Source organism: Streptomyces sp. NPDC001348 (assembly GCF_053597535.1).
This window is the reverse complement of the sequence record NZ_JBSFIK010000003.1, coordinates 33,928-48,088: the sequence shown is the minus strand read 5'-3', so window position 1 is coordinate 48,088 and position 14,161 is coordinate 33,928. Positions and strand designations below refer to the sequence as shown.

Annotated in this window: 11 protein-coding genes; 8 read left to right on the top strand and 3 right to left on the bottom strand. The window is 70.1% G+C overall.

Annotated elements, in window-relative coordinates; all coding sequences use genetic code 11:
- Window positions 1-63: 63 nt before the first annotated feature.
- The 8 genes from ACWC21_RS03745 (at window position 64) to pgi (ending at window position 10,485) form a co-directional block, all read left to right on the top strand.
- Window positions 64-3,027, top strand: a complete 2,964-nt coding sequence (locus ACWC21_RS03745) for a M14 family zinc carboxypeptidase (protein WP_450877781.1) — start codon at window positions 64-66, stop codon at window positions 3,025-3,027.
- Window positions 3,028-3,279: 252 nt separating this feature from the next.
- Window positions 3,280-4,287: a type I glyceraldehyde-3-phosphate dehydrogenase gene (gene gap / locus ACWC21_RS03740; RefSeq protein ID WP_132854504.1), complete on the top strand. Its 1,008-nt coding sequence runs from the start codon at window positions 3,280-3,282 to the stop codon at window positions 4,285-4,287.
- A gap of 137 nt (window positions 4,288-4,424) precedes the next feature.
- Entirely contained in the window at window positions 4,425-5,636 is a 1,212-nt protein-coding gene (locus ACWC21_RS03735; protein ID WP_450877779.1) for a phosphoglycerate kinase, read from the top strand.
- A gap of 42 nt (window positions 5,637-5,678) precedes the next feature.
- Window positions 5,679-6,434, top strand: a complete 756-nt coding sequence (gene tpiA, locus ACWC21_RS03730) for a triose-phosphate isomerase (RefSeq protein WP_450878266.1) — start codon at window positions 5,679-5,681, stop codon at window positions 6,432-6,434.
- Between the two features lie 105 nt (window positions 6,435-6,539).
- Window positions 6,540-6,776 (top strand): preprotein translocase subunit SecG, encoded by a 237-nt coding sequence (gene secG / locus ACWC21_RS03725; protein WP_389139986.1) that lies wholly within the window; start codon window positions 6,540-6,542, stop codon window positions 6,774-6,776.
- A 221-nt stretch (window positions 6,777-6,997) separates the two neighbouring features.
- A complete protein-coding gene (locus ACWC21_RS03720) occupies window positions 6,998-7,333 on the top strand; it encodes an RNA polymerase-binding protein RbpA (protein WP_003976875.1) in 336 nt (111 codons plus the stop codon).
- Between the two features lie 231 nt (window positions 7,334-7,564).
- Entirely contained in the window at window positions 7,565-8,758 is a 1,194-nt protein-coding gene (locus tag ACWC21_RS03715) for an MFS transporter (protein ID WP_450878264.1), read from the top strand.
- 74 nt (window positions 8,759-8,832) lie between these two features.
- Complete coding sequence (pgi, locus tag ACWC21_RS03710) at window positions 8,833-10,485, top strand: glucose-6-phosphate isomerase (protein ID WP_450877776.1); 1,653 nt, start codon at window positions 8,833-8,835, stop codon at window positions 10,483-10,485.
- A gap of 66 nt (window positions 10,486-10,551) precedes the next feature.
- Here pgi and ACWC21_RS03705 read toward each other — a convergent pair whose 3' ends face one another.
- The 3 genes from ACWC21_RS03705 to ACWC21_RS03695 are packed head-to-tail and all read right to left on the bottom strand — an operon-like array spanning window position 10,552 to window position 14,102.
- Window positions 10,552-12,834 carry an FtsX-like permease family protein gene (locus ACWC21_RS03705; protein ID WP_450877774.1) on the bottom strand — a complete coding sequence of 761 codons (2,283 nt, stop codon included), beginning with the start codon at window positions 12,832-12,834 and terminating at the stop codon, window positions 10,552-10,554.
- A 3-nt stretch (window positions 12,835-12,837) separates the two neighbouring features.
- Complete coding sequence (locus tag ACWC21_RS03700; RefSeq protein WP_450877772.1) at window positions 12,838-13,590, bottom strand: ABC transporter ATP-binding protein; 753 nt, start codon at window positions 13,588-13,590, stop codon at window positions 12,838-12,840.
- The gene (locus ACWC21_RS03695; RefSeq protein ID WP_450877770.1) at window positions 13,587-14,102 is read right to left on the bottom strand and encodes a PadR family transcriptional regulator; all 516 of its coding nucleotides are present in this window, start codon (window positions 14,100-14,102) and stop codon (window positions 13,587-13,589) included. Before ACWC21_RS03695 ends, ACWC21_RS03700 begins: the two co-directional genes overlap by 4 nt.
- Window positions 14,103-14,161: the final 59 nt, after the last annotated feature.

Genomic DNA, 14,161 nt, shown 5'->3' with positions numbered 1-14,161 from the left:
TCATGAGGTGTCATGAGCCTGGCAGATGTCCGCCGTCGTGGCGGGCCATGGCTAGGGGGGTTCATGAGACACAGAGCGAGATCGATCCTCGCTGTCGGCGCGCTCCTGCTCGGCGGAGCGAGCCTCGCACCCATCGCCCAGGCACAGACCGCCGCCTCGACCGGAACCGACGCCAAGAGCGACGACGAGGTCAAGGTGTTCCACGCCGAAGTCACCCGGAAGCAGGTACCGCTGCTGCTCGCGGCCGGGCAGGACGGCAACGAGCTCGGCGAGCAGGTGACAGGAGCAGGCAAGCGCACCGTCGAGCTCTACCTCACCGACAAGCAGGCCGAGAAGCTCGGGAAACAGGGCGTCGACCTCACCGAGCACAAGCTTTCGGCCAAGGCGGCGACCCGTGTCGAGGACGCCGCCCAGGGCGTGTTCCGCCCGTACGGGGGAAGCGGCGGCCTGAAGGAGGAGATCCTCAGGACCGCCCAGCAGAACCCCGGCCTCACCAAGGTCGAGTCCATCGGCAGGACCGTGGGCGGCCAGGACATCCTCGCGCTCAAACTGACCAGGAACGCGAAGAAGTCCAAGGACGGCTCCAAGCCTTCCGTGCTGTACATGTCCAACCAGCACGCGCGCGAGTGGATCACACCCGAGATGACCCGGCGCCTGATGCACTACTACCTGGACCGCTACAAGACGGACCGGCGCATCAAGAAGATCGTCGACTCGACCGAGCTGTGGTTCGTGCTCTCGGCCAACCCCGACGGCTACGACTACACCTTCAAGAACTCCGACACCCGCCTCTGGCGCAAGAACCTGCGGGACGTCAACGGCGACGGCGTCATCTCCACCGGCGACGGTGTCGACCTCAACCGCAACTTCTCCTACAAGTGGGGCTACGACGACGAGGGTTCGTCCCCCAACCCGACCAGCGAGACCTACCGTGGCGCGAGCCCGGCGTCCGAGCCGGAGACCAAGGCCCTCGACCGCTTCGAGAAGCGCGTCGGCTTCACCTACGGCATCAACTACCACTCCGCCGCCGAACTCCTGCTGTACGGAGTCGGCTGGCAGGTCGCCACACCGACCCCGGACGACGTCCTCTACAAGGCGCTCGCCGGCACCCCGGAGCACTCCGCGATCCCCGGCTACCACCCGCAGGTCTCCTCGGAGCTGTACACCACCAACGGCGAAGCGGACGGCCACGCCTCCAACGTCAACGGCATGGCGATGTTCACCCCGGAGATGTCGACCTGCCAGACCGCGTCGGACCTCGACCCGAACGACGCCTGGAACGCCGCCGACTGCCAGTCGGTCTTCAACTTCCCCGACGACGAGAAGCTGATCCAGCAGGAGTTCACCAAGAACATCCCGTTCGCGCTCTCCGTCGCCGAGACCGCCGCCCACCCCGACAAGCCGGCCTCCTCGGTCGGGCTGAGCGCGGCCGACTTCACCCCCGCGACGTTCTCCACGTCGTACTCGCGCGGCGCGGACCAGGAGGTCTCGGTCGTCGTCCGCAAGTCCGTGCGCGACAAGGAGCTCAGGTACCGCGTCAACGGCGGCCGTACCACCGACCGCACGCTCAGGCACTGGAAGGGCGGCCAGACCTTCGGCGGTGAGGACGACCTCTACTTCGACGAGTACCGGGCCAAGGTCCGCGGCGGCGACCCCCGTGACAAGGTCGAGGTGTGGTTCACCGGCCGGACGAGGAGCGGAAAGCGCACCTCCAGCGCGCACTTCACGTACACCGTGGCCAAGCGCCCCAAGGCCGACACCCTCGTGGTGGCCGAGGAGGGCACGGCCGCCACACAGGCGCAGAAGTACGTGGACGCGCTGAAGGCGAACGGCCGCAGGGCTCTCGTCTGGGACGTCGCCACGCAAGGAGCGCCCGACGCGCTCGGCGTGCTCCGGCACTTCAGGACCGTCGTCCACTACTCCGGCGCGAGCGGCCCGGGCAACGCCACCCAGCTCCAGCTGCGTGCCTACCTCAACGAGGGCGGCAGGCTCATCGAGGCCGGCGAGCTGGCCGGCGGCAACGTCGCCCTCGCCGACGGGACCCTGTCGGACGACTTCAGCCAGTACTACCTCGGTGCCTACTCGCGCACGTCGCTCGCCGGGGCCACCGGCTTCACCGGCTCGGGTGAACTCGGCGGCGCCACGGCCGCCCTCGGCGGCGCGCCGGGCAACCCGCTCGACAAGGCCGGCAGCTACGCCGTCACCTCCGACGAGCTGCCCGCGTCGAAGTACCCGCAGTTCGCCAGTGCCGGCGCGGGCCAGTTCGCGGGCACCGTCAACCCGTACGGGCCGTACACCGGCTCGTACATGGCCGCGGCGGTGCACACCGACGACGCCTACAAGCGCCTCACCCGCACCGTCGACCTCACCGGGGTCGGCGCCGCCGACAAGCCGACGCTCCGCACCCGGCTGCTGTGGGACACCGAGCCCGGTTACGACCACGCGGTGGTCGAGGCGCACACCGCCGGCGCGAACGACTGGACGACCCTTCCGGAGGCGGGCGGCGCCACCTCCACGGCGGTGCCGGCCGACTGCGCGGCCGGGTTCCTGGTCAACGAACACCCGTGGCTCAAGCACTACCTGACCCTGGGCACCGGCGGCTGCACCGCGACCGGCAGCACCGGCTCGTGGAACAGCCTCACCGGCAGCTCCGACGGCTGGCGCTCGGTCGACTTCGACCTCAGCGCCTACGCCGGGAAGTCCGTCGAACTCTCGATCGCGTACATCACCGACCCGGGCACCGGCGGCCACGGCGTCCTCGCCGACGACGCCTCGCTCGTCGTCGGCGGCACGGCCAAGGAGACCGAGGGCTTCGAGACTTCGCTGGGCGCCTGGAAGGTGACCGGACCGCCACCGGGCAGCCCGGCGGCACTGAAGGACTGGACGCGCACCGGAGCCCTGTTCAAGACCTACGGAGCGGTCACCACCGACCGGACCGTGCTGCTCGGCTTCGGCCTGGAACAGGTCCCGGCCGCGGCCGACCGGAAGGCCCTGGTGAAGAAGGCCCTGGCGGCACTCGACAAGTGAGCCGACGCGCTCACGAACGAGTGATCCGGGCACTCGACCGGCATTGACAATTCATGGCTGAACCGGGTGATCCGGGCGCAATTCCGGGGCGGTCCGTACCCCTACTGGCGGGTACGGACCGCCCTGCTGCGTATGAGGCATCTGGATGTCACCACCAGGCCCCCAGGGAGGTAGGGTCGGGGGTGGTCGGGGACATCCCAAACACAGCTCGCCGGCACCGCATGGCCGGCGTACCAACGAGGAGATCGGTTCGTGACGATCCGCGTAGGCATCAACGGCTTCGGCCGCATCGGGCGTAACTACTTCCGCGCGCTGCTGGAGCAGGGGGCGGACATCGAGGTTGTGGCTGTCAACGACCTGGGTGACACCGCGACCACCGCCCACCTGCTCAAGTACGACACGATCCTGGGCCGCCTGAAGCAGGAGGTCTCCCACACCGCCGACACGATCACCGTCGACGGCCACACGATCAAGGTGCTCTCCGAGCGCAACCCCGCCGACATCCCGTGGGGCGAGCTGGGCGTCGACATCGTCATCGAGTCGACCGGCATCTTCACCAAGAAGGACGACGCCGCGAAGCACATCGCCGGCGGCGCGAAGAAGGTCCTCATCTCGGCTCCGGCCAAGGACGAGGACATCACCATCGTGATGGGCGTCAACCAGGACAAGTACGACGCGGCGAACCACCACGTCATCTCCAACGCCTCCTGCACCACCAACTGCGTGGCGCCGATGGCGAAGGTCCTCGACGAGAACTTCGGCATCGTCAAGGGCCTGATGACGACGGTGCACGCGTACACGAACGACCAGCGCATCCTGGACTTCCCGCACAAGGACCTGCGCCGCGCCCGTGCCGCCGCCGAGAACATCATCCCGACCACCACGGGTGCCGCCAAGGCCACCGCCCTCGTGCTCCCGCAGCTCAAGGGCAAGCTGGACGGCATCGCCATGCGCGTCCCGGTCCCGACCGGCTCGGTCACCGACCTCGTCGTCGAACTCGGCCGTGAGGTCACCAAGGAAGAGGTCAACGCCGCCTTCCAGAAGGCCGCCGAGGGCGAGCTCAAGGGCCTCCTCGACTACACCGAGGACCCGATCGTCTCCTCCGACATCGTCAACGCCCCGGCGTCCTGCACCTTCGACTCCTCCCTGACCATGGTCCAGGAGGGCAAGAACGTGAAGGTCATCGGCTGGTACGACAACGAGTGGGGCTACTCCAACCGCCTCGTCGACCTGACGGTCTTCGTCGGCAACCAGCTCTGATCGCCGAAGCAGGCATCTCGGTGTGAGGACAGGGCTCGGGCAGCGCGTGCACGTGCTGCCCGAGCCCTGACTCACGTACAGATCAGGCCCTCTTTACGATCACGAGCACCACGATCCCTCCTCAGGAGTCCCTCCCCATGAAGACGATCGACGAACTTCTCGCCGACGGCGTGGACGGCAAGCGGGTCTTCGTCCGTGCCGACCTCAACGTGCCGCTCGCCGACGGCACCATCACCGACGACGGCCGTATCCGCGCTGTCCTGCCCACCGTCAAGGCCTTGGCCGACGCGGGTGCCAAGGTGGTCGTCGCCTCCCACCTGGGCCGTCCCAAGGGCGCCCCGGACCCGGCCTTCTCCCTCGCCCCGGCCGCCTCGCGGCTCGGTGAACTCCTCGGCTCCGCCGTGGCGTTCGCGACCGACACGGTCGGCGAGTCCGCCAGGGACACCGTCGCGGGCCTGATCGGCGGCCAGGTCGCCGTCATCGAGAACCTGCGCTTCAACCCCGGTGAGACCAGCAAGGACGACGCCGAGCGCGGCGCCTTCGCCGAGCAGCTCGCCGAACTCGCCGATGTGTACGTGGGCGACGGCTTCGGTGCGGTGCACCGCAAGCACGCCTCCGTGTACGACCTCCCGGCCCGGCTGCCGCACTACGCCGGCTACCTGATCGCCACCGAGGTCGGCGTCCTGAAGAAGCTCACCGAGGACGTCAAGCGCCCCTACGTCGTCGCGCTCGGCGGCGCCAAGGTCTCCGACAAGCTCGCCGTCATCGACGAGCTGCTCGGCAAGGCCGACCGCCTGCTCATCGGCGGTGGCATGGCCTACACCTTCCTCAAGGCCAAGGGCTACGAGGTCGGTATCTCCCTGCTACAGGAGGACCAGGTCCCGGCCGTCACCGAGTACCTGGAGCGCGCCGAGAAGCTGGGCGTCGAGCTGGTGCTCCCCGTCGACGTCGTGATCGCCCGGCAGTTCCCGGACCTCAAGGCCAAGGCACCGACCCAGCACAGCGTGGTCGACGCGGACAAGATCCCCGAGGACCAGGAGGGCCTGGACATCGGCCCGAAGACCCGCGAGCTGTACGCCGCGAAGCTCGCCGACGCCGCGACCGTCTTCTGGAACGGCCCGATGGGCGTCTTCGAGCACCCCGACTACGCCGAGGGCACCAGGGCGGTCGCCCAGGCCCTCGCCGACGGACACGGCTTCAGCGTCGTCGGTGGCGGCGACTCCGCCGCGGCCGTGCGTACGCTCGGCTTCGACGAGAACGCGTTCGGCCACATCTCGACCGGTGGCGGCGCCTCCCTCGAATACCTCGAGGGCAAGACGCTCCCCGGCCTCGCCGCACTGGAGGACTGACCAAGCATGGCTGCATCTACTACTTCCGGGCGCACGCCGATCATGGCGGGCAACTGGAAGATGAACCTCAACCACCTCGAGGCCATCGCCCACGTCCAGAAGCTCGCCTTCGCCCTCGCGGACAAGGACTACGAGGCCGTCGAGGTCGCCGTCCTGCCGCCCTTCACCGACCTGCGCTCCGTGCAGACCCTGGTCGACGGCGACAAGCTCAAGATCAAGTACGGTGCCCAGGACGTCTCGGCCCACGACTCGGGTGCCTACACGGGCGAGATCTCCGGCTCGATGCTGGCCAAGCTCAAGTGCACGTACGTGGTGATCGGCCACTCCGAGCGCCGCCAGTACCACAACGAGACCGACGAGGTCGTCAACGCCAAGGCCAAGGCCGCCTTCCGGCACGGCCTGACCCCCATCCTGTGCGTCGGTGAGGAGCTGGACGTCCGCGAGGCGGGCAACCACGTGACCCACACCCTCACCCAGGTCGAGGGTGGCCTGAAGGACCTCACGGCCGAGCAGGCCGAGACCGTCGTGATCGCGTACGAGCCCGTCTGGGCCATCGGCACCGGCAAGGTCTGCGGCGCCGAGGACGCCCAGGAGGTCTGCGCCGCCGTCCGCGGCAAGATCGCCGAGCTCTACTCGCAGGACGTGGCCGACAAGGTCCGCGTCCAGTACGGCGGCTCCGTGAAGTCCGGCAACGTCGCCGAGATCATGGCGCAGGCCGACATCGACGGTGCCCTGGTCGGCGGGGCCTCACTGGACGCGGACGAGTTCGTCAAGATCGTGCGATTCCGCGATCAGTGAGCACAGATGTGAGTAGGCGGTAGCGGCGATCCGTCGTACCCTTGCGGGGGTACAGCCCGGGTGCTGTGCCCCCGTCCATCCGATTCCGAGGAAGTTGGTCCAGCCGTGGTTTTGGGGTTCTCGATCGCCCTGATCGTCTTCAGCCTGCTGCTGATGCTGCTGGTGCTGATGCACAAGGGGAAGGGCGGCGGCCTCTCCGACATGTTCGGCGGCGGCATGCAGTCGTCCGTCGGCGGTTCCTCGGTCGCCGAGCGCAACCTCGACCGGATCACCATCGTGATCGGTCTGCTGTGGTTCGCCTGCATCGTCGTCCTCGGCCTCCTGATGAAGTCGAACAGCTGATCCCGCCTGATCGACGTCACACAAGCACACATTCCGGACGTTGAGCCCCATGTTGGGTGCGCGCTTCTGTGCGCGGCCTATCATGGGGCTTGCGTCTGCAGAGCGGGGGGTTTGTAACTCCAATCACTGGACGCGCGTTGGGCCTTACGTAGACTGAGGCGCTCGCAGCGAAGCGAAACGCCGACTCGCTTCGCGGCACCATCACGCAGGGAGTTACGACCGTGGCAAGTGGCAACGCGATCCGAGGTAGCCGGGTCGGGGCGGGGCCGATGGGCGAGGCCGAGCGCGGCGAGTCCGCGCCGCGTCTGCGCATCTCCTTCTGGTGCTCCAACGGGCACGAGACCCAGCCCAGCTTCGCCAGCGACGCGCAGGTGCCCGAGACCTGGGACTGCCCGCGCTGTGGCTTCCCGGCAGGTCAGGACCGGGACAACCCGCCGGACCCGCCGCGCACCGAGCCCTACAAGACGCACCTCGCGTACGTCCGGGAGCGGCGCAGCGACGCGGACGGCGAGGCGATCCTCGCCGAGGCGCTCGCCAAACTGCGGGGCGAGATCTAGAAGTTGAGAACCGGCCGGGTGCCCGTGGGCGCCTGGCCGGAGCTGTTCCTCCCCTCGGCCGACGGCCGATTGTCAGTGCTCTCCTCTACGGTTCGTGCATGGGCCGGCCGTGACATGGGCCGACCGTGAGGGGGAGCGGTGAGGACGGTCGAGAACGCCGAGGACGCCGAGAACGCGGACAGGGCCGTGCCCGCGTGGCGCGGGGGATTCGGGCGGCTGTGGGCGGCCGCCGTGGTGTCCCGGTTCGGGGACGCGTTACGGACGTCCGCGCTGCCCCTGCTCGCCGTACGCCTCACCGACGAACCGCTCGCGGTGGCCTCGGTGACCGCCTGCGGTTATGTTCCCTGGCTGCTGTTCGGGCTGCTCGGCGGCGCCGTCGCGGACCGGGTGGACCAGCGGCGCGCGATGTGGGCGGTGGACACGGTACGGGCCCTGCTCGTCGCCGGTTTCGCCCTGGCCGTCGGTCTCGGACACGCCTCGATCCCGCTGCTGCTCGCCCTCGCCTTCGCGCTGACCACCCTGCAGACCCTCTTCGACAACGCTTCCACGGCCCTGCTGCCCTCCCTGGTGGACCGCGACACCCTCGGCGGAGCCAACGCCCGCCTCATGACCGGGCAGCAACTCGCCGGCGGTCTGCTGGCGGGCCCCTTCGTGCCGTTGCTGCTGACCGTGGGGGCCTTCATGCCCTTCGCGGCCGACGCGGGCACGTATCTGGTGGCCGCCGCCCTCGTGGCGTCGCTGCGGATACGGCCGCCCGAGCGGGAGCCGCGCCGGGCGGGCAGTACCCTGCGGGCGGAGATCGGCGCCGGCCTGCGCTTCCTGTGGCGCGACCGGGCGCTGCGCGCGGTCTGCGTGGCCACCCTGCTGTGCAACATCGGCATGGGCGCTCTGATCGCCACGCTGGTGTTGCACGTGACGCGCTGGCTGGGGGCGGGCAACGCGGGATTCGCCGCCGCCATGACCGCGTACGCGGCCGGCAGCCTCCTCGGCGGCCTCGTCGCCCAGCGGATCGCACGACGCACCGGGCGGGTCCGGGCGCTGCTGGTCGCCGGCGTCGTGCAGACGTCGTCCCTCCTGCTCATGGGCACCGTCCGGCACCTCGGCGCGCTCCTTGTGGGCATGCTGCTGCTGGGCGGGATGAACATGGTGTGGAACGTCAACCAGGTCACGCTGATGCAGCGGCGCGGCCCGGCGGCGATGGTGGGACGCCTCGCGTCCGCCTTCCGCACCGCCTCGACCTCCGGTGCGCCGCTCGGCGCGCTGCTCGGCGGTGCCGTGGCCCGGGGGTACGGGCTGAACGGGCCCGCCCTGTTCGCGGCCGTGCTCTTCGGCCTGGCGGTCACCTCGTTGATACCGGCGGGCAAGCCGGACGTACCTGTTGTTGCCTCGGGCGACGGCGCGACGACCGCTCACGTCACGCCCTGATCAACTAGGTTGGAACCGGCAGCGGGACAAGGTACGCGGCAGGGAACAGGCAGGAAAGAAGGCTGAAGTCCGAAATGAACGCAGACGGCCGTACCAGGCTCAACCAGACGCCCGAGTGGACCGCTCTCGCCAAGCACCGCGAGGAGCTCACCGACACCCATCTGCGGGACCTGTTCGCCGCGGACCCCGGGCGCGGCGCCGGGTACACCCTCCAGGTCGGTGACCTGTACGTCGACTACTCCAAGCAGCTCGTCACCGACGAGACGCTGCGGCTGCTGCGCGAGCTGGCCGCCGCGACCGACGTCTTCGGTCTGCGGGACGCCATGTTCCGCGGCGAGAAGATCAACACGACGGAGAACCGGTCGGTGCTGCACCTGGCGCTGCGTGCTCCCCGGGACGCGGTGATCGAGGTCGACGGGGAGAACGTCGTCCCGGCGGTGCACGCCGTGCTCGACAAGATGAGCGACTTCGCCGAGCGCGTCCGCTCGGGGAAGTGGACGGGGCACACCGGCAAGCGCATCAGGAACGTGATCAACGTCGGCATCGGCGGCTCCGACCTCGGTCCCGCGATGGCCTACGAGGCGCTGCGCAGCTTCACCGACCGCGGCCTGACGGTCCGCTTCGTGTCGAACGTGGACGGTGCCGACCTGCACGAGGCCACACGTGACCTGGACGCCGCGGAGACACTGTTCGTCATCGCGTCGAAGACCTTCACCACCATCGAGACGGTCACCAACGCCACCTCGGCCCGTGACTGGCTGCTGAGCGAGCTGAACGCCGGGCCGGAGGCCGTCGCCAGGCACTTCGTGGCCCTGTCGACGAATGCCGAGAAGGTCGGTGAGTTCGGTATCGACACCGCCAACATGTTCGAGTTCTGGGACTGGGTGGGTGGCCGGTACTCGTACGACTCGGCGATCGGGCTGTCGCTGATGATCACCATCGGACCGGACCGCTTCCGGGAGATGCTGGACGGTTTCCGGATCGTCGACGAGCACTTCAGGAGTGCGCCCCCGGAGGCCAACGTGCCGCTGCTTCTGGGGCTGTTGGGTATCTGGTATGACAACTTCCACGACGCTCAGTCGCATGCGGTGCTGCCCTACAGCCACTACCTGTCGAAGTTCACCGCCTATCTGCAGCAGCTGGACATGGAGTCCAACGGCAAGTCGGTGGACCGGGAGGGCCGCCCGGTCGAGTGGCAGACGGGGCCGGTGGTGTGGGGCACGCCCGGCACCAACGGGCAGCACGCCTACTACCAGCTCATCCACCAGGGTACGAAGCTCATCCCGGCGGACTTCATCGGCTTCGCCGAGCCGGTCGCGGAGCTGAGTGACGAGCTGAAGGCGCAGCACGACCTGCTGATGGCGAACTTCTTCGCCCAGACCCAGGCGCTCGCCTTCGGGAAGACGGCGGAGGAGGTGCGGGCCGAGGGGGCGCCCGAGGAGCTGGTGCCGCACAAGACCTTCAAGGGCAACCGGCCGACGACGACGATCCTCGCGCGTGAGCTGACGCCGTCCGTGCTCGGGCAGCTCGTCGCGCTGTACGAGCACAAGGTGTTCGTACAGGGCGCGGTGTGGAACATCGACTCCTTCGACCAGTGGGGTGTCGAGCTCGGCAAGGTGCTCGCCAAGCGGGTGGAGCCTGCGTTGACGGAGGGTGCGGAGGTGCCGGGGCTGGACGCGTCGACGTCCGCGCTGGTCGCCAAGTACCGGGAGCTGCGGGGGCGTTGACGGGGGTTTGCCCACTCGGGGATCACCCCGCCGTCCCGGCGCGGCGTCGATCCCCGAGGCCCCGGCTCAGGCCACCGCGCTCAACGTGTCCGCCAGCCTGCGCCTCGCCGCTCGGCCTGCGGGGAGGGTCGCCAAAGCGGCGGCGCCCAGTACGGCTGCTGCTGCGAAGAGCAGGAGCAGGAAGGGGGACGGGATCTGGGCGATGCCGGCGCCGATGCCGCTGGACCGGCCCTGGGTGTCGATCAGCCAGTGAGCCAGGGGGAGACCCAGGGCCGTGCCGGTGAGGGCCGCGGCCAGGGCCGTGCAACTGGTCGCCGTGACGGTGATCGCGGTGATCTGGCGCGGGGACATGCCGATGGCCTTGAGCGCCAGCAGGTCCCGCTCGCTCTCGCGGACCGTCCCGCCGATCGCGGTCAGCAGCTCGATGAGGCCGATCAGCGCCAGGACGGCGATCAGGCCGACCACGACTCCGCGCAGCGGGGACAGACCGTCGGCCGGGTTCGTCACGGCGTGCACGTCGAGGTGGCCGTGTCCGGCCGCCGTCAGGGCGGCCGCGACGCGGTCGGGGTCGGCACCCGGGCTCAGGCGCAGCTGGTACAGGGTCGGGGCCAGCCGGGGGTCGTTCTCGCGGAGTGTGTCCAGCGAGGTGGAGATGACCCGGCCGGCGTTCTCCGGTTCGATGCTGCGGCCCACGATGTGCAGGATCTGCGGCTGGTCGCCGACCGTCATCCGTACCCAGTCGCCGACGCGCACGTCGAGGAGGTCCAGCAGGCCCTGGCCCGCGACCGCCTCGTCGGGGCCGCTCGCCGGACGGCCGGCGGCGAGCGTGTACGGGTAGGGGTCGCGGTGGGTACCGAGGCCGCGCAGGGCGATGGTGGCGGTCTGGCCCGGGACGAGGGCGGCCACCTCGACGCCCGGGTAGACGGCGGCGACCCGCGCGTCACGGTACAGCAGGGCGCGGGTCTCCCGGTCGGTCATGCCGCTGTCCGCACGCACGGTGAGTGCCGCGGGCAGACCCATCCGGTCGGGGCTGTTGTGGAAGCGGTCGATGGTCGTCCAGGCGCTCATCGCCACCACGATCAGCAGCAGCGGCAGGGCCAGCCGCCCGATGGTGGCGAGTGTGCGCGGGCGGCCGTTGAACGCCTGGTGCCAGCCCAGGACGAGCGCGGGCGGCAGGCGCAGGCCGAGGGCCCGGCGGGCCACGCCGGTCAGCCGCCCCCCGGTCGGGGCGGCGGGGCGGGGCACCGGCACGGGGGGCACCCGTCCCGCCCGCCAGGCCGCGAGCCCGGTGACCGCGCCGATGAACAGCACCGCACCCACCGGCACCGCGAACAGAGCGACGGTGTGCCCCGGGAGCCCCTGCCACACGCCGACCGCGTCGCCGAGCCGGCCGGGGACGGAGGTGCCCAGGCCCTGGGTCAGCGTGGCGGCGGCCACGGCGCCGAGGAGTGCGTAGGCGACGTGCTGGAGCAGGAAGATCCGGACGACCTGGGCGGGTGTGAAGCCGATCGCCTTGAGGACCGAGATGTCCCGGAGGTGGCCGCGGATACGGGTGCCGATCGCGCCGTGCACCGCGAAGCCGGCGGCGAGCAGCGCGCCCAGGCCGAACAGGCCGAGGACCTGGCCCAGCAGCCGGTTGTCGCCCTGCGCCTCGGCCCGCGCCTGCTCCCAGGTGGAGACCTCGCCGACCGCGCCCGCGCCGAGCACGGTGACGGCCCGCTGGACGGCGTAGTCCGTGTCGTCGGGGTCGGTGAGGCGCAGCCCGATCACCCGGCCTCCGGGGTCGCGTACGGCGGCCGGCGGGGCCCAGACCAGTCCGGGCTGCTCGCCCGCGCGGTAACGGGGTTCGGCGCTGTCGGCGACGCCGACGACGGTCAGCCTGCGGGCCGTGCCCGGCAGGGCGAGCGTGTCCCCGGGCTCGGCCAGCAGCGCCCGCGCGAGCCGGCTCTCCAGGACGACACCGTCGGGTTCCCGGGCGTCGAGCCAGTGCCCCGAGGTGAGCAGCGGCCTACCCACGGCGGGTTTCACGGGGGTGGCGCGCAGTTCGACCGAGGCTCGGGTGCCGCGCGAGGAGACCGTGGCGGACTCGGTCGGGTAGGGGCCCGCGACGGACTCGACGCCGTCGAGCGAGGCGAGGCGGCCGGTGTCGGCGGACTTCACGGTGTGGATCCACACGTGCGCGCCACGGGACTGGGTGAAGATCCGCTGCCAGGGGTTGGTCGCATAGCCGAACAGCGCGGTGGCCAGCAGCAGTGAGGCGACGATGCCGGCGGTGGCCAGCACGATGAACAGCGCCTCACCGCGATGCGTGCGCAGATCGGAGTGGGCCCAGCGCAGGGTGGCTCGCACGGATCAGTCCTTCAGTTCCAGCACGCCCGATATCCCGGTGCCCCGGCGCGACGGCGTGCCGTCCAGTTCGGCGTCGTCGACGATCCGCCCGTCGAAGAAACTGATCACACGGTCCGCGGCGCTCGCCAGCCGGGCGTCGTGGGTGACCAGCAGGATGCTCTGCCCCTGGCCGTGGAAGCGGGACAGCAGCCGCATCACCTCACGGGTGCCCTTGCTGTCCAGGCTGCCCGCGGGCTCGTCGGCCAGCAGCAGCGGAGGATGGTTGACCAGGGCGCGGGCGAGTGCGACCCGCTGCTGCTCACCACCGGACAGCTCGCCCGGCATGCTGCGCTCCTTGCCCCGAAGGCCCAGTTCGGCGAGCAGCTCCTCGCGTTCGGCCCGTGCCTGCTTCGGTGAGCGGCCCACCAGCAGCGCGGGCAGTTCGACGTTGTCGGCGACCGAGAGGTTGGAGACCAGGTTGAAGAACTGGAAGACGATCCCGATGCCCCTTCTGCGCTCCTCGGCCCAGCGGGCCTCGCTGTAGCCGTCCGTGCACCGGCCGGCCAGCCAGATGCTGCCCCGGTCGGGGCGCTGCAGTCCGCCGAGCAGGTGCAGCAGTGTCGACTTGCCCGCCCCGGACGGGCCGGTGACCGCCACGAACTCGCCGTGCCGCACGGACAGGTCGACGCCCCGCACGGCCCGGGCGGGCGCGCCCTCACCGTGGTGGGTCTTGACCAGGCCCTCGGCACGCAGCAGAGGAGTGGGGCTCTCGCTCACTCCAGCTCCTCCAACTCCTCCTGGCACCGCTCCAGCCAGTCGAGGTCGGCCTGCAGGTGCAGCATCGCGCCCTCGATCAGCAGATGGGCGATTCGGTTGTCCCGGTTCTCGGCGGCGGCCAGCTTCGACAGTTCACGCATGGTGTTGAGGTACTGGCGCCGCTGCTTGTTGATGAGGGCGATCTGGTCGGCGAGACCGGTCTGCGGGGCGAGGGCGAGTTTCATGAAGAACTCGTCCCGCACCCGCGGCTCGTCCTCGGGCTCCTCGAACCAGACGCGCAGCGCCTCACGTCCGGCTTCGGTGAGGCGGTAGACCTTCTTGTTGGGCCGGCTGGACTGTTCGACGTCCTCGCCCTCGATCAGTCCCGACTTCTCGAGGCGGCCGAGGGTCACATAGATCTGGCCGACGTTCGGCTGAGGGTACGCGGAGCCCAGCAGTTGCTCAAGGCCCTGCTTGAGCTCGTAGCCGTGGGCGGGGCGGCGCGCGAGGAGTGCCAGGAGGGGCAGGCGCACTCGTGCTGTCCTCCTAGTCTGCGTAATGTGCTCCAGGCCCTAGTATCGCCCATACCTAA